Source organism: Halobacillus seohaensis (assembly GCF_042663045.1).
Lineage (GTDB): Bacteria > Bacillota > Bacilli > Bacillales > Halobacillaceae > Halobacillus_A > Halobacillus_A seohaensis.
Window position 1 is genome coordinate 1 of record NZ_JBHSZV010000059.1, and the last position, 20763, is coordinate 20763.

Annotated in this window: 19 protein-coding genes and 1 pseudogene; 9 read left to right on the top strand and 11 right to left on the bottom strand. The window is 39.1% G+C overall.

Features of this window, described 5'->3' with window-relative positions:
- Positions 1-772: 772 nt before the first annotated feature.
- Positions 773-1261: a hypothetical protein gene (locus ACFQIC_RS18770; protein WP_204710190.1), complete on the bottom strand. Its 489-nt coding sequence runs from the start codon at positions 1259-1261 to the stop codon at positions 773-775.
- A gap of 706 nt (positions 1262-1967) precedes the next feature.
- On the opposite strand from ACFQIC_RS18770, the gene ACFQIC_RS18775 reads away from it, so the two are divergent.
- The 5 genes from ACFQIC_RS18775 to ACFQIC_RS18795 all read left to right on the top strand — a co-directional run bounded on the left by ACFQIC_RS18775 (position 1968) and on the right by ACFQIC_RS18795 (position 8634).
- Positions 1968-3545: an ATP-binding protein gene (locus ACFQIC_RS18775; RefSeq protein ID WP_204710188.1), complete on the top strand. Its 1578-nt coding sequence runs from the start codon at positions 1968-1970 to the stop codon at positions 3543-3545.
- Positions 3546-3569: 24 nt separating this feature from the next.
- On the top strand, positions 3570-4250 hold the full coding sequence (locus ACFQIC_RS18780) for a response regulator (protein ID WP_204710186.1): 681 nt from the start codon (positions 3570-3572) through the stop codon (positions 4248-4250).
- A 1320-nt stretch (positions 4251-5570) separates the two neighbouring features.
- On the top strand, positions 5571-6575 hold the full coding sequence (locus tag ACFQIC_RS18785; RefSeq protein WP_204710184.1) for a tripartite tricarboxylate transporter substrate binding protein: 1005 nt from the start codon (positions 5571-5573) through the stop codon (positions 6573-6575).
- A gap of 75 nt (positions 6576-6650) precedes the next feature.
- Positions 6651-7109 carry a tripartite tricarboxylate transporter TctB family protein gene (locus tag ACFQIC_RS18790; RefSeq protein WP_204710182.1) on the top strand — a complete coding sequence of 153 codons (459 nt, stop codon included), beginning with the start codon at positions 6651-6653 and terminating at the stop codon, positions 7107-7109.
- A gap of 16 nt (positions 7110-7125) precedes the next feature.
- Positions 7126-8634, top strand: a complete 1509-nt coding sequence (locus ACFQIC_RS18795; protein ID WP_204710180.1) for a tripartite tricarboxylate transporter permease — start codon at positions 7126-7128, stop codon at positions 8632-8634.
- A 65-nt stretch (positions 8635-8699) separates the two neighbouring features.
- Here the strand turns inward: ACFQIC_RS18795 and ACFQIC_RS18800 are convergent, their stop codons facing one another.
- The gene (locus tag ACFQIC_RS18800) at positions 8700-9146 is read right to left on the bottom strand and encodes a hypothetical protein (RefSeq protein WP_204710281.1); all 447 of its coding nucleotides are present in this window, start codon (positions 9144-9146) and stop codon (positions 8700-8702) included.
- A gap of 636 nt (positions 9147-9782) precedes the next feature.
- Here ACFQIC_RS18800 and ACFQIC_RS18805 point away from each other — a divergent pair.
- Positions 9783-11054, top strand: a complete 1272-nt coding sequence (locus ACFQIC_RS18805; protein ID WP_204710179.1) for an L-lactate MFS transporter — start codon at positions 9783-9785, stop codon at positions 11052-11054.
- A gap of 177 nt (positions 11055-11231) precedes the next feature.
- Positions 11232-11432 (top strand): DnaB-like helicase C-terminal domain-containing protein, encoded by a 201-nt coding sequence (locus tag ACFQIC_RS18810; RefSeq protein WP_204710177.1) that lies wholly within the window; start codon positions 11232-11234, stop codon positions 11430-11432.
- 365 nt (positions 11433-11797) lie between these two features.
- On the opposite strand, the gene ACFQIC_RS18815 is transcribed toward ACFQIC_RS18810, so the two are convergent.
- From ACFQIC_RS18815 to ACFQIC_RS18845, 7 genes and pseudogenes are all read right to left on the bottom strand, one after another.
- Entirely contained in the window at positions 11798-12526 is a 729-nt protein-coding gene (locus tag ACFQIC_RS18815) for an MOSC domain-containing protein (protein WP_204710176.1), read from the bottom strand.
- 217 nt (positions 12527-12743) lie between these two features.
- On the bottom strand, positions 12744-13163 hold the full coding sequence (locus ACFQIC_RS18820; protein WP_204710175.1) for a cytidine deaminase: 420 nt from the start codon (positions 13161-13163) through the stop codon (positions 12744-12746).
- 409 nt (positions 13164-13572) lie between these two features.
- A complete protein-coding gene (locus ACFQIC_RS18825; protein ID WP_390217667.1) occupies positions 13573-13863 on the bottom strand; it encodes an MFS transporter in 291 nt (96 codons plus the stop codon).
- 446 nt (positions 13864-14309) lie between these two features.
- Positions 14310-14760 (bottom strand): annotated as a pseudogene (locus ACFQIC_RS18830) (GNAT family N-acetyltransferase).
- Complete coding sequence (locus ACFQIC_RS18835) at positions 14750-15160, bottom strand: acyl-CoA thioesterase (protein ID WP_204710171.1); 411 nt, start codon at positions 15158-15160, stop codon at positions 14750-14752. The pseudogene ACFQIC_RS18830 and the gene ACFQIC_RS18835 overlap by 11 nt, the downstream one beginning before the upstream one ends.
- Positions 15161-15183: 23 nt before the next feature.
- On the bottom strand, positions 15184-16353 hold the full coding sequence (locus tag ACFQIC_RS18840; RefSeq protein WP_204710169.1) for an iron-containing alcohol dehydrogenase: 1170 nt from the start codon (positions 16351-16353) through the stop codon (positions 15184-15186).
- A 65-nt stretch (positions 16354-16418) separates the two neighbouring features.
- Positions 16419-17351, bottom strand: a complete 933-nt coding sequence (locus ACFQIC_RS18845; RefSeq protein ID WP_204710167.1) for an ornithine cyclodeaminase family protein — start codon at positions 17349-17351, stop codon at positions 16419-16421.
- Between the two features lie 249 nt (positions 17352-17600).
- Here ACFQIC_RS18845 and ACFQIC_RS18850 point away from each other — a divergent pair, with 249 nt between their 5' ends.
- A complete protein-coding gene (locus ACFQIC_RS18850) occupies positions 17601-18041 on the top strand; it encodes a cell wall hydrolase (protein WP_204710165.1) in 441 nt (146 codons plus the stop codon).
- Between the two features lie 20 nt (positions 18042-18061).
- On the opposite strand, the gene ACFQIC_RS18855 is transcribed toward ACFQIC_RS18850, so the two are convergent.
- Positions 18062-18139 (bottom strand): DUF1572 family protein, encoded by a 78-nt coding sequence (locus ACFQIC_RS18855; protein WP_204710279.1) that lies wholly within the window; start codon positions 18137-18139, stop codon positions 18062-18064.
- 1372 nt (positions 18140-19511) lie between these two features.
- On the bottom strand, positions 19512-20129 hold the full coding sequence (locus ACFQIC_RS18860) for an NUDIX hydrolase (protein ID WP_204710163.1): 618 nt from the start codon (positions 20127-20129) through the stop codon (positions 19512-19514).
- A 156-nt stretch (positions 20130-20285) separates the two neighbouring features.
- Between ACFQIC_RS18860 and ACFQIC_RS18865 the strand changes: the two genes are divergently transcribed.
- Positions 20286-20642: a hypothetical protein gene (locus ACFQIC_RS18865; RefSeq protein WP_204710160.1), complete on the top strand. Its 357-nt coding sequence runs from the start codon at positions 20286-20288 to the stop codon at positions 20640-20642.
- The last annotated feature ends 121 nt before the right edge of the window (positions 20643-20763 follow it).

Genomic DNA, 20763 nt, shown 5'->3' on the forward strand with positions numbered 1-20763 from the left:
AATTTCACAATGATGTCCAAACATTTCAGCCGTAGATTTTGCTAAAGGAATGTATTTCTGCAATGTTTGTTTCCTTTCTTCCATGTCACTCTACCTCCCACCTTAATTTATACCTTTTTATATAAAAATTTCGATCAACTTTTTTGATAGTTTAAGAACAGCTTCTACTATCGTATTCAAGGTTAGAAGTATATAAATTTTCAATTGACTAATCCATCATAACATATAAAAATTTATATATAAAAGGCAAAAAATTAGTTAATATATACTTTTTTATATAAAATCAAGTTTATTAAGAAGTACTGCTTCTCATTCCATTAATTTTAATTACAGGGGATTACACATCAATTATCTCCTTTTCTAAGCGTGAGCATTACACATTATCTCGAAATCAAGTCTTCCACAATCCTGCCCGTTTCTTTAAGACTCCGTTTCGAGATAATTGTCTATACACTGAATAAACATACACATTCATGCATTTAATTACGCGTTTATTTATACAACTTCTCTAATAAACATATTGCCAAAACCTACAAAGAATAAATGCCATATACAGCTCATTTTTCATTTCGTATTAATGTTCATTTGTATTTTGAGTAGTTATTTACACACAATAATGTAACCTAATTTCACCTCTGCAATAATTATTTCAGATATGCTGCTGTACAAAAGCGAATGCAATTTTGACAACCAAAAAAGAGCAAATTCCTTATCAGAAATTGCTCAATCTTCTTCAACTAAAGCACGTAAAGCACCGGTTCTCTTAATATCGTTACTCTGTAACATCTACTTCTAACGAATAAGGTATAAATGAATACATGTATTTTATAGTTATTTTTTCAGGTATTTCGTTCCCAAAAGCACGTAACCCATAGTGTTTTATGATTTTTCTGTCATCTTCTTCATATAGAGCTTTTTGTTCTTCTGGTGATAATTCAGGTTGCACTTCTATTTTGTTAATTTTGTGAAAAGTAATATATGGGTCTTCTTCAAGACCTCCGCCTGCTACCATATGATTTGTTCTGCTTGCACCCAACTCAACATTTTCAGCTTTATTTCCATTAATCAATACATTTTGTAGGTTGATATTTGCAAATCCAGAGTTTACTATTTCTACTACTCTTTTCTTTTCATCATCTGCATAGAAACTTATACCGTTTGATGATAATGGTGGGTTAGCTTTTAAATAAATAATGCTCCCTAACAAGAAAAATAATAAAATGCCTCCGATTATTAAGAGGGTTCTTTTCAGGATAACCATCACCTCTATCCACAATTTAACTTATTGCACCATAAAACACCATTAGACCTTTAATTTCCACAATTAGTTGGAATTTGATGGTCATCTTTTATCGGTATAATAGGGTTTTCGGATTTAAGATCCATTAAATTTATAGTGTGATTTGCACAATATTTTGTTAGGTAATAATAGCCAATGTAGGTCTACATTTTGACCTACAAACTCGTCTACAAATTGGCATACATAAATTGACCATTAAATTGAAAAATATTTTATCGTGAATGATTCCATCTAAATTACTTATTAAAGGAAACCCCCTATTTATCTGTAAGATCAGTTTCGTTACTTTTGATTGGAGAAATGGGGTCGTGGAAATGGCTCGCTTTCCGCGGTGAATACGGCAAGCCTCCTCGAGCTAAAGCTCTACGGGGTCTTGCTAGTCTATCCTTTCCCGCAGGAGTCTCACCATTTCCACGCCCCCATTACCATGATTAGAAGAACGAAACCATCTTTCCAAATCCTAAAAGGGGTATACTGCAGAAGGCTGAGTCTTTAACAATACTGCTGCGTGGACTTGAAAATAAATATAAGAAAAATCTCAGTTCACTGAACTGAGATTTTTTAGGAATTTGCTCTTATTTGTGTGTACCTTCTTCGATCCCCCTATGTCTTGTATGAACCCTATGTTAGAATTATTAAATTAAGCGTTTACAAGGAGAAAAAATATATGTTCAGGAGATTGCAAGCCTCATTAAGAACTAAAATACTAAGTTTAATATTAATCTTAATCATAGCTATTATTGTTATTTTATCAGGAGTTTTTGCTTATTGGGAATTGGAGCAAACCAAAGAAAATACTGGTCAACTGGCTAAACAAGTCGCCACAACAGTATCATTGATTCCATCTGTTCGTGAAGCTTTTGAAACGGAAGAGCCTTCAATCGTTATCCAGCCTATTGCGTTAGGAGTGCAAGAACAAGTGGGGGCAGAGTTTGTTGTAGTTGGAAACGAGGACGGTGTTCGTTATGCCCACCCGGATCACTGGAAGATCGGTAATAAAATGGTTGGTGGTGATAACGATCGTGCTCTCGTCGATGGTGAATATTATATATCAGAGTCTGTTGGAACGCTTGGGCCTTCGCTCCGAGGAAAAGCTCCAATCTTCAATGAGGAGAATGAAGTAATTGGGATCGTTTCCGTTGGATTTCTTATCGAAGACATCAACAATACTTTTTTTAAAAAATTAGAAGATATTGCTGGAATATCCGCATTGGTTCTCCTTATCGGTGGACTAGGTGGATTATTGTTAACGAGAAGCATACGCAAAGATACAATGGGACTAGAACCCTATCAAATTGCAACCCTTTACCGAGATAGGGAAGCAGTCTTATCTTCAATAAAAGAGGGGATCATTGCGATTGACCGTCAAACTCGTGTAACGATGATCAATCAATCGGCTAGAAACATCCTTCAAATCGAAGGAGATGTTTCTCAAAAGTTGATCAATGATGTATTTCCTAATACGGAGATGCCGCGAGTCCTTCATTCAGGAAAAGCAGAAAACGATCAGGAAATTTTACTGAATGATCGTATGGTAATTATAAATCGAACACCGATTGTAGAAAAAGATGAAGTGGTTGGTGTGGTTACGATTTTCAGAGATAAAACGGAAGTACGCGAAATGGTGAACTCCCTTTCAGAAGTTAAACGTTACTCGGAGGATTTACGATCACAGACACATGAATATGCTAATAAAATGTATGTTTTACTAGGTTTACTTCAGTTAGGGAATTACAGTGAAGCGATTGATTTGATCGAAGCAGAGTTTCAATCCAATCAATCGCAAACGCAGCTGTTAAATCAAGTAAATGATGACACAGTTAAAGCAATTCTCTTAGGAAAATTAAGCCGGGCTTCTGAGTTAAAAATTGATTTTTCTATAGATGAAGGTACTTCTCTTGAAAGTGTACCGTCCCATATCGATCGTTCGAAACTAGTCACGATACTCGGGAATATGATTGATAACGCATTTGAAGCTGTTCAAGATCAAGAAGCTAAGCAAGTAGTGTTTTCCGCAACAGATGTAGGAAGAGAAATCGTTTTTGAAGTAACAGATAACGGTCCTGGAATTTCAGAAGAAGTAATGCCATATGTTTTTGTCAAAGGATTCTCTACAAAAGAAGGAAAACACCGTGGCTATGGCTTGGCAAATATTAGTGAGATCGTCAGCGAATTAGGAGGAACTCTTGAGATTGGTGGACAACAAGATCACGGAACATCTTTTTCGATCTTTTTATCAAAGTAGGATTTATTGAAGGGAGTCAATGAAATGACTAAAGTTGTGATTGCCGAAGATGATTATCGAGTCGCTCAACTGCATGAGAGCTTTCTAATGAAGTTGGAAAATGTTCAGGTTGTGGGTAAGGCACTCAATGCAGCAGAAACGATGCAAGCAGTCGAACAACATCAACCTGATTTATTGCTATTGGATGTTTATATGCCCGATCAACTCGGAACAGATTTATTACATCAACTCCGAGAACATTCCACTTCACTTGATGTGATCATGATTACGGCAGCTGATGACAAAGAGATGGTCACCCAAGCTCTTAATTATGGGGTGGTTGACTATATTATTAAGCCTATTTCGATGGATCGGTTTGTTGAAACGATTAAAAATTATCAAGCTAAAAAGCGTCTAATTGATTCACATGAAACGATGGATCAAAAGCTTGTCGACCAGCTGATTGGAAAAGAACAGACACAGTATGAAGGAGAGGTTCTTCCTAAAGGAATTGACTCGCTAACTTTGAGCAAAGTCAGAAAGTTACTACAACATTCTGGAGATACTGGCGTAACAGCAGAGCTGGCAGGCGAGCATATGGGAGCTTCGAAAACTACGGCAAGAAGGTATTTAGAATATTTAATATCTACTCATGAAGGAATTGCTGAAATGAGGTATGGAAAAGTAGGAAGGCCGGAAAGAAAATATTTTTATAGTAAAAACTAGACTTCTAGCATAATTTACGGGTTCGGTTCTCGAGTACAAAATATGAGTTAGTACACCAAATAGCAGTCCAATTAACAGGAAAATTGGGCTGCTTATTTTTATTGATCTTTTAGTGAGATAACACAACTTATTGTCATCAATTGAATTCTTGTGTTAAAACGAGTGCTAAAATCATGGTTAAAGTTCAGGTTTTACGAACGATTCCGAGATAATTAGGGTTCGTTACCGTATAAGGGATAGGGGTGGCTTTGAAACAACTCGCTTTCCTGCGGGGGAACTGGCAAGCCTCCTCGGTCGTTGGCACTCCCTGTGGGGTCTCGCCTAGCTCCTTCTCGAGGCCACTGAAAAAGTCTTTACTAAGAAAAATACAATGGGACCACCTACTATATATCGGCGATCTCATTGACATTTCCTTCTACATATTGATTGATTTAATTTTTGTTCTCTTATATTATCAGTTTTTCAGTGGCTTCCTCCTTCTCCCGCGGGAGTCTCGTCGTTTCAAAGCCACCCCATTCGACATGGAAATGCACAAACCCTCGACATAGAAGAATGCGTCTTACCTATGCTATAAAATAAAGCCTCACCCAACACGATTCTCACACACGAGGCTTTATACTCACGTGAAGCTGCGTATCTGATGCTTCCGTCCTCCTCTCGAAAGTAAGAAGGTCCGGGAAATCGCAAGACTCCTGTGGGATGAACATGATCGGTGAGATCCCGCAAGGCGTAGCCTGAGGAAGCTCACCACATGCCCACGGAAAGCGAGTGATTTCCCGGACCTTCTAACGCCATCCTTTGTAACGGAAACCACCGGAATGTCTCGAAGCTGAGTCCTCCATAATCTGAGACTTTAGTTTAATAAGAAAATATAAAACAGAACTACTTAAGCATAATAAGAGTGTTTTTTCATTTTCATTATGATTTAGAAGTACATGTGCTTGATACACCGTTTTTACTTGATAAGAAACACAGTAAGATTGAATAGTCCAGTAGATGTATGCCAATGAAGGTTTCGCTTTTCCCATGATCGTAATGGGGGATGGGAAACGGTGGGACTCTTGCGGGAAAGGATAGACTGGCAAGACCCCGCAGAGCTTTAGCTCGAGGAGACTTTTCGGCTTCCCAGCGGAAAGCGAGTCCCCCCTTCACCTAAACAAAAGCAGCGAACTCCTCCTTTTAGTTCAAGAATAAATTTTATGAATTTTATTAAGGTTATTTTTTTAAAACAACTAACTTTGAAAACGGTTACATTAGGATCGTTGTCATTTAGTATGTAAATTAATCAATTCATAATATTCTTACAAAGGAGAGGTCAAAATGAAAAAGTTATTTATGCTATTGCTTTTATCATTACTAGTTGTACTTGCAGCTTGCGGAGAACAATCGACAAACTCAGAAGGAGACTCAAATGAAGAGGGATGGAAACCTAATAAGCCACTTGAGATTGTCGCCCCTGCTGGAGCTGGTGGTGGATGGGACACTACAGCTCGAAGTGTAGCAAAGATTATGGAAGAAGATGGAATCATTGAAGAAGATATCGGTGTTGTAAACAAGCCTGGTGGCGGTGGGTCTATTGGTTGGTCATACGTAGATAATATGGATAACCCTCATAATATTTTCGTATCTTCCCCTCCACTTATTTTTGTACCATTAAACGGTCAATCCGAAATTGGGTATAAGGATGTCACACCACTAGCGAACATGATTGCTGATTACGGTGCTTTTGCTGTAGCAGAAGATGCTAAGTGGGATAATTTAAATGATCTATTTGACGATATGAAAGAAGATCCATCACAAGTAACAGTTGTTGGAACCTCATCCCCAGGATCAATGGACCATATGCAATTCATTAAAATCGCCAAAGAAGCTGGTGTCGATATTAAGAATGTTAAATATGTTTCCGCTCAGGACGGCGAAGGGTTAACACAGATTTTAAATGATAGTGCTGACGTCTATTCCACTGGTGTAGCTGAAACGGTTGAACAAGTCAAAGCTGATAAAATCAGAGTGTTAGGTATAACTTCAGAAGAACGTTTGGAAGGGGATACCCTATCTGAATTTCCTACAGCTAAGGAACAGGGAATCGATGCAACATTTGTAAACTGGAGAGGTTTCTTCGGACCTAAAGACATGGATGAAACGGCCTTACAATATTACGAAGAGAAACTCAAAGAGGTAAGTGATTCAGAGGCTTTTGCTGAAATTCGAAAGCAATATGGTTGGGAAGAAATGTACATGGACAATGAAGAATATAAGAAATTCTTAGATGAGCAAACTGAAGAATTAGGAAGTTTATTAGAAGAGCTTGGTTTAGGTCAATAATCTTGTAGAAAAGGGTGACAAGTAGCAGAACAAGTTGTTTACTTGTCACCTTTCTCTCAATTGAAGGTGGTATACATGCTTAAAACATTACATCAAAAAGTAAGTATCGCTCTTATATTATTTGCACTCGGTTATTTGTATCTAAGTTACAACTTAAAAGAATATCCATATGTGCCAGTAGACTCTGACCTCGTCCCTAAGGTTCTAGGATATATCTTGATTGTTTTAGCTATCTTCCTTTATTTTGATAAATCTTCTGAAACAAAAGAAGAAAAGGAGAAAAGAGTCATACCAAGAAAAGAAGTTCTTGTCATGCTTGCTGTCGGCGGAATGATTTTCTTATATATTTTCTTGTTAGAAATCATAGGTTTTGTCATCACTACAGCATTATTTATATTTGCGTGCTCCACTTTCCTTGGTTACAGAAAATGGGTCACGAATATTTTAGTCTCACTGATTTTTCCCAGTCTTTTATATTATGTATTTAATTACTTATTGCAGATCAGATTACCTCAAGGAATATTACCATTATAGAAGGTGTGGATAAATTATGGGTGCATTAGACGGTTTAATGCAGGGGTTTCAGGTAGCCTTTAGTCTCGAGGGGATCCTGTTCGTCTTTATTGGAGTTTTGATCGGGACTTTCATTGGCATGATGCCTGGTTTAGGACCGATTAGTGCCATAGCGATTATGATTCCTGTTACATATGGAATGGAGCCTTCAACAGCATTGGTTATGATGGCAGGAGTCTATTACGGTGCAGTATTCGGTGGATCGAGTGCATCAATTTTACTAAATGCACCGGGTATATCCGGTACAGTAGCCACAGCATTTGATGGCTACCCGATGGCTCAAAAAGGGGAAGCTGGTAAAGCTCTTGCCATTGCGGCCATTTCCTCCTTTGTCGGCGGAACTGTTTCCGTCGTGCTATTAATGCTGTTTGCCCCAGCTTTAGCTCAAGTCGCTGTAACATTCGGTCCTCCGGAATATTTTGCCCTAATGTTTATGGGTTTGACGGCAATCTCTAGTCTTTCAGAGGGTTCTACGATTAAAGCACTTATTTCGGCTACGTTAGGATTTATCGCTGTTACTGTTGGAATTGATGCCCAAACAGGGACGACTCGATTTACATTCGGTAATGCTAATTTACTCGAGGGTTTTGACTTTTTAATTATTGCTCTTGGTTTATTTGCACTAGCTGAAGTCTGCTTTCTTATCATTAATCGTAAAAATAAATCTCTTAGCCAACAAGCAGATATAGGCAATCTTAAACTTAGTAAAAAAGACTTTAAAGAAATGAGAGGCCCAATGACACGCCAATCCTTTTTAGGTTTCATACTTGGTGTGCTCCCTGGTGCAGGGGCAACGATCGCTTCCTTTATTGGATATATTACAGAAAAGAAAATTGCAAAGAATCCAGAAGAATTTGGAAAAGGTTCAATCAAAGGATTATCTGGACCTGAAACAGCTAATAACGCAGCAACAAGCGGTGCCTTCGTACCATTACTAAGTTTGGGTATTCCGGGGTCAGGTACAACCGCAGTTATGCTTGGGGCTTTTCTCGTTCTAGGTATACAGCCAGGACCTTTATTAGTGCAAGATAATCCTGATATTTTCTGGGGTATTATCGCCAGTATGTATATCGGTAATATTATGTTACTCGTTCTTAATTTACCGCTTATTCCTCACATTGCAAAATTACTAAAAATTCCTAGACCTTTGCTAATTTCACTTGTGATCATTTTTAGTATGATTGGTGTTTACTCGGTAAGCTTCAGCACATTTGACCTATATGTTCTATTGTTTTTTGGAGTGATTGGGTATTTAATGAGGCTCACCTCGTTTCCAGCTCCTCCCTTCATTTTGGCGTTTATATTAGGAGGGATGATGGAACAATCACTTCGCCAAGCATTAACAGCTTCAGGTGGCAGCTATATGATCTTTATTACCGAGCCAATCTCCCTTGCTCTCTTAATTGTAAGTATATTGGCATTCGCTATTCCAATTATTAAAAATCGTTGGAAAAAAAGAAGCAACCCACCAATAAACGAGAATTAGTCACAACAATAGCAAAACATTCCCAAAATAAGTATCTGTCCTCTGAAGTGCTGAGAGACAGATACTTATTTTATAAACTTCTTATAATACACAAGTAAGATCATTAACAAGATCGGGTCTACTACCGCTGAGTACCCCAAGTTCCACCACCCATAATGAAAATAACCCCAGGGCTCAGGAATTAAAGTCAACAACTCGTAGGTTAGTAAGGCTATTTCCCAGTAAAAAAAGTAAACTGCTTGTTTCCCTAGTGAACTTCCAAAAGGATACCAGTTTAAAAACATCATATTCACTGGAGGAAGTAAAGCAATATGTGCAGGTAAAGCTGCCCAATCAACCTCTGGCCGAAAATACCAGTAACCCTGGTATTTTATATCAATAAATATATCAGCAGACATCTGAAAGGCAATCGTAAAAACCCAAATATGGGCAATTTGTTTTACTGTTAATCTTTTATTTGATTTAAAAGCTATGATATTAAATAGAATAATTGCAAGAAGAAGCCCAACCATTTTTTTCAACGCCTTTATCTTTCACCCTTTACTAAGTAAGAAATTCTAATACTAAACTTATCTTTTTTTATAGGCTATGTTAAATATTGTTGTTGATTTTTGTTAATTGTTTTCTTTTAAAGACCCTGATTGTGTAGTTGATCACTTAGAACCTAAAATTGAACGACTTTGCCATTAATAAATCCAGTACTAGGCCTATTAATCGGGTCCGTTCGAATTGTGTGGTACCTGTTACCGCACAATTTGATTCCGAGATGATTGTGTGGAGAAAGGGCTGGTGGGGAAGGAGTCCGAGGAGGCTCACCGTACTCCCACGGAAAGCGAGTTATTTCCCCGACTACCTTCCCCTCCTACCGATGACGGAACAGGCACACGATCTCGGAATTGAGTCTTCCACTATCTCGCCCTATAACGGAATAAGCTTGATTTTTCATTTGGTGAATTTCAAAATAAAATCCTATAGATACCACCATTCACAATGTAAAAGCATCGTTTTGCAGGACTTTGTAATCACTTATATACGATCATTGATTCCACGGTAATTTCAAATAATTTCAAATAGTTTGATTTTTACTGCCACCCGTTGTATCCTATTTTATGAAGTCGCTTACAAAGAGAGTGAAGGAGGTACATAATATGCAAGCAATGAAAAACAGATGGTTAATTGCTTTATCAGCTATTTCCATCCACCTTTCCATCGGAGGTGCCTACGCATATAGCGTATATACCACCCCCGTAAGTGAACAAATGGGTTGGACTCCAACTCAAGTAACGATTGCATTTACCATCATGATGGCACTAGCCGGGTCATCCGCAGCATTGTTTGGGAAATTTGTTGAAAAAAATGGTCCAAGAAAATCAGCAATTCTGGCTGGTGTTTTGTTCGGATTAGGACAAGCTGGTTCGGGGCTTGCGATCGCGATTGATTCGCTTCCATTTTTCCTAATGTCCTACGGAGTGGCAAGTGGACTTGGACTTGGCATTGGCTATATTTCACCCGTATCAACTCTCGTGAAATGGTTCCCTGACCGAAGAGGTTTAGCTACCGGATTAGCGGTACTTGGTTTTGGAACAGGAGCTCTCATTACAGCGCCCCTTGCAGCCAACTTAATGACTGCAATTGGAATATCTAATACATTTTACTTTTTAGGCGCTGCTTACTTCGTTTTTATTATATTAGGTGCTTCTTACATTGCCCCACCCCCAGAAGGCTGGATGCCAGCTTCCATGAAACAAAATATGGCCTCTGGAAATAAAGTTTATAAAAAGGATTTACAACAATTAACTTCAAAAGAAGCGGTTAGAACAAAGCGTTTTTGGCTGCTTTGGACGATGATGCTTATTAATACGACCGCAGGGATTATGATGATTTCAGTTGCTTCACCGATGGCCCAAGAAGTTGTAGGGTTATCAGCCGCTGCAGCTGCCACGATGGTCGGGATCATGGGCGTGTTTAATGGTGGAGGTCGTCTTGGCTGGGCAACAGCTTCAGACTATATTGGCCGCCCCAATGTTTTTCTGATCTTTTTCTTAATACAAACTGTTGCTTTTTTCATGCTTCCGATCACGACAAACATCATCTTATTCCAACTTCTAATTTTACTCGTTGTTAGTTGTTACGGCGGAGGATTCTCTAATCTCCCTGCATTTATTGGTGATTTGTTTGGAACGAAACAACTAGGTGCCATTCATGGGTACTTGTTGACAACATGGTCTCTAGGTGGCGTATTTGGACCTATGATTGTTTCGCAAATTCGGGCTAGAACCGATAGTTACACTGCTGTATTTTACGTTTTTCTTGCTTTAATACTCTTAGCGCTTGTCGTCTCCATTCTTATGAAGCTAGACATTAAAAAGACTGAGAAGGATCTAAAACAACAACAAGAAGAGGAAGCCGTTAATTATTAATTAGTAAAATCAAAGCATTTGCATTGTAAAGTTGAATCGCGTCTTACCGACGAGATTCAACTTTTTTCTTAGGGATGGGATTGTTGATTGGATCAGAATCTAGTAGCTTTCCACAGGAGTCATCTGGATTGCCATCCAATCAACGTCATAAGAGAAAGGTGAACAATCTAATAGCTTATGTATTTAAAACTGAAATCCACTTGGGTTGAACCATTGATCATCGATGTAATTTGGTTTTTACACAGAGACCATCACTATAATTGGTCATCAAAGGTGGAGGACCGTATGGAGGTTTTGTTAATCAAACAACGGAATGGTCCTATAGGCAGTGTGGGATTGAAGTTTATGAAGGAATATGGAAAATTTGTGGTTGTTTGATTCATTAAGAGGAGTGATCTGGAATAAAAGTTAGCTACGGAATCATGGCTCCGTTGTTAGAGATAGAGAAAGGGCTCAGGGAACGAATTCGCTTATCGCGGACGAACGGTCAAGCCTCCTTGCTGCGGGGTCTCGACCTGTGCTGGAGTCTCACCGTTCCCCTTCCCCCTCTTACCATATTGAGATGAACGAATCATCACTACTGTAATTCGTAATACAGCTAAGCACGCCTCCTGCATCATATAACTCAAGTGCTCCGGTTCTTCACCCTCAATCTTGACTTGAACCGTATCTCCGCGTTTAAAAGAGTTTACGATACAAAGGATACGTTCAATAATTTACATTCAGGTTCTTTTTAAAAAAATTCAAGCAAGAAGATGAACTTCATCATCTACTTGAATGTCACCTGTTTTTATCACAGAAGCATAAACGCCAAAATTATTATTTCTTTCTTTTATAACCGTTTTATGTAAACTCGAATCTCGTTCGGCACTATCAGGATTAACAGTAATAATCATACACCTTTTACAATGTCCTACGAATTCCAATTCTACTTCAGTTCCTATTTTAATACGTCGGCCAATCCATTCTTCTTCAATAAAAGGAACTTTATCTTTTAATGAAATAAATAAATTAGGACGAAAACGTCTCGAATCAACTCCGTCTTTCCCCCATAGTTCTTTCAACTTATCTAATGAAGCATCTGTTGCAAGTAGAATGTCTTCTACTGCAATTGGCCCTATAGGCACATGTGTAGGGGAATATTCAATAGTAGAGATTTTTCGGTTCGATTTGTTTTCGATTTCTTCTATTAGTTCTTTATCTTCCCAATCAAAAACCTTATCCTCGGGTGTTGTTACTTTCACTTTAGGATATTTCTCCATAGATTCTTCTCCTACAAATCCCGCTTTATATCGAACCATTTCTTGGAATTGTGTTATGGTTAAGAAATTTCCTTCTTTTGTGTCATCTAAATAAGCATGGCTACGGTCTCCATATAAACCATATTCCATTATTTTAGTTTGTTGTACATTTTCTCCACGAAAAGATTTTACCGGATGACGAACAATTTCTTTGATATGACCGATTAACATTTCATTCACTCCAATACTAATTTCATCCTACTATGAGTTAACAGAGCTATTTTAAACCTACTGCGAACTAATAAAAGAGCGTTCCTGGTATGAATGTCAGAACTTAAGATCTAACTTGTATAAAGCCACAATTACCTTCTACTGAAATTTAGATAATTTCGCAGACGTCTGTAATATATTGGCTGACTGATTATGTAAAAGTACTTAGATAAGAAAGTCATTCACCAAATAATTCTTCTTTGTCATAAGCATCAGACCAATGGTAAGGTTGAACTTCTGCTAATCTCTTAAAAACAATATCTTCACTTTTCACACTAACTGCAACCTTCACGTCCGATCCCCAATAAAAAAGCCTTTCCTGACATATCCCGCATGGCGACAATACCTTGTATTGAGAATATTCATCATCCCGTACCACACATAACGAGTGGGTTACTCGTTTATTTAACTTATGTGCTTCTAGTATTGATCCGGTTTCCATACAGAGATTAGAGGCATCGTTTATCACTTCTGGTGCTACACTAGTTAATACAGTCTCGTCTTCTAATGCAACTGCCGCAGCCCCTCCCCATCCTGTTGGATACCTTTGTTCAATCAGTTTAATTACTTCCTTATAAAGCTTTGATTCAATTCTCATTGTGATAGCCTCCTAAATATTTTAGCTAATCCCCCGTTTGTTTAGTATTTATTGTTTCAGTTGACCATTTTCCGGAACTTTTAGATAACAATTCTTTTGCTTCGCATTTTATAGTCTTATTGTTTTAAAACTCACTCTCAAGGCAAAAAATACGCAAGGCTACCCTTTACCAGAAGACTCCGTTTCAAGATAACCTAAGATTAGAATCAACTCTTTTACCTGTTTTTAAATTTAAATCTTAAGATAATTTAAAGGTAACATAAAATTTGTATTTTACTTAAATAAAGTTAAAGTGCTTTTCAAAATGAGAAGCACTTTTTCGTATAAAAATAAGTGCTAAAATGACTTATATATAACCTGGAGAGGTCAATATTGAAATCACAGGTACTCTTATTAATATGCATCTAATTCAAGCTGTTTTTAAAGATGGATGTAGATAAATAAAGGAAGCCATAGTAGCAATTACTCCACCTACCAGCAGAGTTAAAGTGGTACCGAATTGCTCTGCTACAACCCCTGCAACTAACGCTGACACTGGCATTAGTATCCATGTCATAAAACGACTTGTAGCTTGAACACGCCCCAATAGATGATCTGGGCTTAGGTTTTGACGTATAGTTACAATACAGGGGCTCATAATTGCCGCAGAAACTGCACCTATTGCATTCATTAGCGCCAACCATAGGAATGAGTCATACATTGCAAAAATTTAATTCTTGTTCTCTTATATTATCAGTTTTTCAGTGTCCTCCACGATTCTCACGCATGGGGCGTTCTGCTCACGTGAAGTAGCTTATCCGATGCTTCCGTTCTCCTTACGAAAGCAAGAAGGTCCGGGAAATTGCGAGACTCCAGTGGGATGAACATGATCGGTGAGATCCCGCAAGGCGTAGCCTGAGGAAGCTCACCACATGCCCACGGAAAGCGAGTGATTTCCCGGACCTTCTAACGCCATCCTTTGTAACGGAAACCACAGGAATGTCTTGAAGTTGAGTCTTCCACAATCTAGAGCTTTAGTTGAACAATAAATACAAACTATATTAGTTATGACTCAGTTTATATTAAACTAGGTTATTTTTTCGCAAACAATAAGCGCTTCAAAATACAGCGCTTTTTTATAATTTCCTCTACAAACAAATTTTACATTTAATTTATTTTTGTTATCTCCCAATTTAGTAACTCACCTTTTGAAGAAATTTGCTTCATTCCTAATTTTTCAAGAACTTATCGAAGGTTGATTATCTATAGAACATTCGGCGATTACTTTTTCTACTTGCCCAGAAGAGAAGGCCCAATCTGTAATGGCTTTTACCGCCTCTGTTGCAAACCCTTTGTTTTGTGCTTCAGGAATCATACCATAGCCTACTTCGACAGTATTATAATCGTCCGGTTTTCCCTTAAATCCTACATCGCCAATTACTTGTTGATTATCTCGACGAATTACAAACCAAACGCCCCAATTTTTCATCTGATCATCTTTCTTTAATTCTTCAAGATGCATGTCAATGTGTGGACCCATTTTATATTTTCCAGAATAGACGTGATAGCTTTCTAAGGTACAAGGAATGATACAGAGCCTCTTTGTGTTAATTTCCATGTTTTTCCACCTCATAGAAATGCCTTTCGAGCTCGCTTCGAATATCATTTGGAATTCGTTCAGAAGCTTGTTTTTCCACGTTAAAATTCACATAGGTTGTATGGCCTTTTGCACATAACGTATCGTTTTGCCACACTTCCTCGTATAATTGCAAACTTGTATTGCCTACCTTTTGAACCCAAGTATAGATTTCTACATCGATTCCAAAATAGATCTGGCTTTCATAGTCGATATTCATATTGATAATGATCATTTTCCAGTGATCGAAGTTGTGATCAGGTGTGAACAGCTTAAATAATGGATTACGACCCGCTTCCAGCCATACAGGCACAACGGTGTTATTAATATGTCCTACACCGTCAGTCTCAGATACTCGGGGCTCGATTGTCATTTTATACATAGGATCATCCCTTTATTGATTAATCAGTGTGTAAGCTTTCCTTGATGAGCGTTTGTATAAATTTGCTTGATCGCTTCTTCATTGAGTTTTTTAGGGCTACGGTTTAGTAATCTTGTTTGTTTGATACCATTGTTCGTTAAGGTGTCGATATCCTCCTCTTTGATATCGTACGCACTGATACGAGTCGGTAATCCCACATCTTCGACTAAATGGAACAAAGATTGTACGACATCTTGGGCAATATGTCTTTGATTTTTACCTTGTGTTGGTAAGTCCAGCGCCTCGGCTATTTTCACCATTTTATCTAGACAGGCTGGCCAAATATGATCATAAACGTATGGGAGTAATACAGCATTTGATTCTCCGTGTGGAATCTTGAATAAGCCGCCTAAAGGATAGGCTAGCGCATGAACTCCGGCTACGCCTGCATTATAAAAACTCATACCCGCGATCAAGCTTCCTAACGTCATTTGTTCGCGGGCCTGTTTATCTTTACCGTTCCATACCGCCGTCCTCATGTTAGCACTGATTTTCCTTATCGCGTCTAGAGCAAGAGAATCAGTGAGTGGGGTCGCCTGAGTTGACGTATAGGCTTCGATGGCGTGAGTCAGGGCATCGATACCGCTTGCGGCTGTTACCTTTTCAGGCAGGGTATAGGTTAAGACAGGATCAACAATGGCGTAATCAGCCAATAAATACTCGTGAGTGATGACATCCTTCGTATCTTCCAGCGATAAGACCGCAATATCGGTAACCTCTGCGCCCGTTCCGGATGTCGTTGGTATGAATAATTTAGGAACACCTTTATGTTGTAATTTCTTCGTTCCATTTAAGTTTAAATAGTCACTTACTTCCCCTTCGTTCTCCACTAGTACACCAACGACCTTAGCGAGGTCTATAGCACTTCCTCCTCCGACGCCTATAACCAATTCAGGGTGGTATTGACGAGCTTCTTCTACTACTTGATTAGCTGTTTCAATTGGAAGTTCAGGTATTACATTGGTGATCGTTGTAAACTCTACGTGTGCTTCATTTAAAATTTCGGTAATAGGATCAATTACGCCTAGCTTTTTTAGCATAGGGTCCGCAACAATTAGTACTCTTTGATACTGTGAATTTCCTAATACTCCAGCAAGCTTTTCTAACGATCCCGTTCCATAATAGATATGTTTAGGTGAAACAAACGAATTCATCATACCCCCCCTTTTTTAGATAACGCTTTCATTATACCGATAGATTATCGTCCTACTCCCATTCATTATAATTTTTCATACAGTGCTTTAGCCGTCACTAAATCAAAAATTGCCGCTCCAACGGACTTGAAAATAATCACTTGATTCTCAGGGCTAGCTGGGCGATGCTGCCGCTCTATCATCTCTTTGAGCGAAAGGGTCTGCCTAGGATCAACTCCAAGCTCCTTAGCCCGTATCATGTCTCCAGACTCACGAAACGCACTCGGTGTATCGACATACGTTTCGTCTGCCTGCTCGAGTATGGAATCAGGAATTTCCTGCATAGATGGACGGAACGAACCGACGCCTACAATTAGTTTCCCTTTCCAGTCTGCAGCCTTAAGTTTAGGCAACACAGGCGTTTTTGATGTAGTTGTTGTCACGATGATATCAGATTGATGCACTACATCTTCGAGTGAAGCCTGTTGAATGACGATCTCAGGGAACTCCTTACGGGCGGCTTCTATAAACTTCGCCAGCTTGTCTTGACTACGATTATAAACATTGACTGTATCGATCGATCGTACCGCAAGTGCGGACTGTAAATGGCTCCATCCTTGCGTCCCTGTCCCAATAATACCAAGAGAAGAGGCATTTTCTTTTGCGAGATATTTCATCCCTAAACCTCCGAGGGCACCCGTACGCAGGGCCGTAATCGGCACTGCATCACACATCGTAAGCGGTTCCATCGTTTGGCGATCATACAACACCATTAACCCATGGATCGTTGGTTTTCCAATGTTCGTATTGTGTGGGGCAACCCCAACGAGTTTTGTTGCATAGTAATCACCATAATATGAAGGCATTAAAAGGCTCGTATTGTCACCATCTTCAATATGCATCCGATCAGGCGTCAACTCATTGCCTTCAGTAGCATCTAAGTAAAAGGATTCAATCGCCTGGATCGTTTCTTCCATCGTGAAAAGTTCTCTTACGTTTTCTGCTGATAAATATTCCACAGGCTACCTCCTTTACTATGTAAATGATATAAATATAATAACATAATTTTCAGATATCTTTTTGCAATGACACTGTTGTCATTATACCCCCTCTCATTTTCATTTCTGACCTGTTTGATAAACCACCATTATACAAGCCTCGGGGAGGCACTCCTTTTTTGTGCCTCATTAGGAAACATGGGCTATAAATTATGAAATTCACTCATTTTTCTAAGATTTTTTCATACAATTTTTTAGAGGTGATGAAAAGTGGCAAGAGTAGCATATACCGAGAATGACATTGATTTAATAGCTAGGATGATGAGGGCAGAAGCCGCAGCTGAAGGACGGCTAGGAATGCTGATGGTTGGTAATGTAATTGTAAATCGACTAAAAGCTAATTGTTTAGATTTTAAAGATTTACGGTCAATCCGGGACGTGATTTTTCAAGTGCAAGGAGGAAATTATTCTTTTGAAGCCGTACAAAAGGGTAATTTATTTTATAATCCAGCAAGAAGTGTAGAAAAAAAATTAGCCAGAGAAGTCGTAAAGTATTGGAGACGACATCCTTCAAAATATGCTCTTTGGTATTTTAATCCGGGGGGGGAATGTCCTCCTACGTGGTTCGGTCAGCCATTTACAGGGCAATATAAAGAACATTGTTATTATGAACCAGTAGCTGATACATGCGAAGGTGCTTATAGATGGTAACAAATCCCGCCACCGGATACTCAGATATTAGTCCATCGTGATTTCATATTCCCACTTAAATGCTTCACTACTGTTGCGATTACCGGTAAATAAAACAACCGCCCCTAATGAATAAAAGAATGGCAGTTCCTTTGCTTTTGTTTATTTGAATGGGGAATGGGAAACGACTCGCTTTCCGCGGGGAAGACGGCAAGCCTCCTCGAGCTAAAGCGAGGCCACTGAAAAAGTCCTTTTCTATTAATAATGAACTTTTGAAAAACACGATCCCAAAATCTAACGGGTTCAGTTTTCGAGTACAAAACATGAAATAACATACGAATGAAGAGACCAAATCGCATATGATTTGGTCTCTTATTATTATCTGTTATATCAACGATTATCGGTATTTAACATATAAATTAGCATACAAAATCAGAGATTGTGCTTGAATTCGAGATGTTTGTGTGAATATAGGGGCTGCGGGAAACGGTTCGCTTTCCATGGGGCGGGCGCTGAGCCTCCTCGGACTTCGTCCTGTGGGGTCTCAGCTGTCCCGCACATCCCATAGGAGTCTCACCGTTTCCCTCCGCCCCTTTACCATATAAGTGTCTCGATACCCCTTCAAGAAAAGGTAGCCATTCCTAAGTTTGCATGCAAATCTTAATAGCGGGCGGTCCTATTAAAATCCTTGATAAAGAGAGGTTCATTGCAATAGAACACGGATAGTGGAAGATAGTCCTTCTGGGAAAGGGATTCGTTTCTCACACATCGAATGGGGGGGCTTGGTAATCTCCCCGTTTCCTAGCCACCCATCATTTGCTTTTAATGAACGTCCCTACTGCCATAAGTCGTCTTCTGTGTTCGCTACACCATATGGAACAAGTGTGCCAGTTGCAAACTCCCATCTATGAATAGCCTACAATTTGAAGAACCCATTACTGAGGTTTCCGTTTGCCTCACAATGGCAAGGAGGGCCGGGAAATCGCGAGACTCCTATGGGATGAACATGATCGGTGAGATCCCGCAGGGCGATAGCCCGAGGAAGCTCGCCACATGCCCATGGAAAGCGAGTGGTTTCCCGGACCTCCAAACGCTTTCAACCATAACGGAAACAACATTTCTCGAAGCTGGCACTGGCAAGGTTGAGACTGTGTGATGGCATTATTCACTGTTTCTGTATCAAGCTTCAATTGGCTTTATAACAGATAACAGAGAAGGTCATACGGTACGATTTCGATAGAACCATATGGCAAGGGCGGTGGGGAAGGAGGAGACTCCTTCCCCACCGCCCCTTTCTTCTCAACATTATCCCGGAATCGAGCCTTCAACCATACTGCCCTTTAATGGAATAAGCTCAACTCCTCATCTGATGAGTTTAGTATGTAATTCCGTCGTCATAATCATTGGTGCACAATTAACAGAAAGCGAACGTACCCCTCTAGCCCTCTATCTGGTTCTAACGACAGATCCAGATACTGGTTCCCACATTCTTCATCGAATCATTTCAACAAATGCATTCAATACCCTGGCTGTCAGCCCCCAAATGACACGACCCTCGTAAATATAAAAATATTCCTCCATCTGACGCGTCTGCCACTGATAATCTTCACCATTTGCAATAAGATCAAACGGAAAATCATCCTGAGGCTTCACTTCAAAATTAACATAGTGAATTTGAGGCTCTGATTCCTTAAAAAAAGCAAGTGGAACCGTAAATACTTCTTCCACCTCATCCGGATTCGACTGAATGCAACTTTCATCACAGTTTAAGAATCCAACATAAGTACTTACCATCATCCCAAACGGCGAGATCATGTAATCAAAAGGAAATACGTGCTCAATATCCTGATCATAAATCCCCAACTCTTCCTTCGTTTCCCTTATTGCAGCAGCCTGCGCCATCTTGTCTCGAGCATCTACTTTTCCTCCTGGAAAGCAGATCTCCCCTGGCTGTCTTCTCATATGGAGGGAACGAACTTCAAATAATAGATGAAGCTCCCCGTCTATTGTAATTAGTGGCAAGAGGATCGAGTACTGTGTTAAAGCCTGATTCCCTAAGATGGAAGGCGTATGATTCTTCATTTTCTCAATAATCAACTCTGACTTCATACCTTCACCCCCATTAACCTTTTCCTTTTACTATAACAAAGACAGAGGCAGGAAATATATAAAGGACAGAACATAACATATAAAGCTAATTCTCCTCACAAAACACTCGTATGATTCCGTTCGTGTAGGAAAGTCTAAATAACAGGAGGGATTTTAATGAATCAGCGATACTTATCGGTTGAAGAATTTAATCAGTTAATACGACAGTGGAACGGAGAAACAATTAAAATTTCAAAACATGAACTCGATGATGATGATTCAACGTTGATGGAATTGAATGATATTTCCTATTCAACAGATACACGGAGAATTGATGACTACGAACCCATGCATACATTACAACTAAACGGAAATGGACAAACTCAAACGGACTCCGAAGAACTTCAGCCTCTTCCGTCCTCACTATACGAAATACCGCTTGAAGATTCGACGATCTATCAATATGACGAGTCTCGTTTTTCTTTAATTACAGACCGAGGTACTTATACGATTGAACTTGCGACTATGAGCTAATTAAAACCTTTTTTAGTCACATAGAATATTAACAACAGAAGTGAACGGGTAAATAGTTGTAAACGCTAGAATAAAGTTGACAGTTTTCGCTTGATAAGATTTTACACTTTTGCTCTATCAG

Bases quoted from the DNA above. Each gene is read 5' to 3' on its own strand.
- ACFQIC_RS18820 (WP_204710175.1), bottom strand. From the start codon at position 13,163: ATGAGAATTGAATCAAAGCTTTATAAGGAAGTAATTAAACTGATTGAA.
- ACFQIC_RS18840 (WP_204710169.1), bottom strand. From the start codon at position 16,353: ATGAATTCGTTTGTTTCACCTAAACATATCTATTATGGAACGGGATCG.
- ACFQIC_RS18785 (WP_204710184.1), top strand. From the start codon at position 5,571: ATGAAAAAGTTATTTATGCTATTGCTTTTATCATTACTAGTTGTACTT.
- ACFQIC_RS18810 (WP_204710177.1), top strand. From the start codon at position 11,232: ATGTATTTAAAACTGAAATCCACTTGGGTTGAACCATTGATCATCGAT.
- ACFQIC_RS18860 (WP_204710163.1), bottom strand. From the start codon at position 20,129: ATGAAGTCAGAGTTGATTATTGAGAAAATGAAGAATCATACGCCTTCC.
- ACFQIC_RS18825 (WP_390217667.1), bottom strand. From the start codon at position 13,863: ATGTATGACTCATTCCTATGGTTGGCGCTAATGAATGCAATAGGTGCA.
- ACFQIC_RS18865 (WP_204710160.1), top strand. From the start codon at position 20,286: ATGAATCAGCGATACTTATCGGTTGAAGAATTTAATCAGTTAATACGA.
- ACFQIC_RS18835 (WP_204710171.1), bottom strand. From the start codon at position 15,160: ATGTATAAAATGACAATCGAGCCCCGAGTATCTGAGACTGACGGTGTA.
- ACFQIC_RS18805 (WP_204710179.1), top strand. From the start codon at position 9,783: ATGCAAGCAATGAAAAACAGATGGTTAATTGCTTTATCAGCTATTTCC.
- ACFQIC_RS18780 (WP_204710186.1), top strand. From the start codon at position 3,570: ATGACTAAAGTTGTGATTGCCGAAGATGATTATCGAGTCGCTCAACTG.
- ACFQIC_RS18770 (WP_204710190.1), bottom strand. From the start codon at position 1,261: ATGGTTATCCTGAAAAGAACCCTCTTAATAATCGGAGGCATTTTATTA.
- ACFQIC_RS18795 (WP_204710180.1), top strand. From the start codon at position 7,126: ATGGGTGCATTAGACGGTTTAATGCAGGGGTTTCAGGTAGCCTTTAGT.
- ACFQIC_RS18800 (WP_204710281.1), bottom strand. From the start codon at position 9,146: ATGGTTGGGCTTCTTCTTGCAATTATTCTATTTAATATCATAGCTTTT.
- ACFQIC_RS18790 (WP_204710182.1), top strand. From the start codon at position 6,651: ATGCTTAAAACATTACATCAAAAAGTAAGTATCGCTCTTATATTATTT.
- ACFQIC_RS18775 (WP_204710188.1), top strand. From the start codon at position 1,968: ATGTTCAGGAGATTGCAAGCCTCATTAAGAACTAAAATACTAAGTTTA.
- ACFQIC_RS18815 (WP_204710176.1), bottom strand. From the start codon at position 12,526: ATGTTAATCGGTCATATCAAAGAAATTGTTCGTCATCCGGTAAAATCT.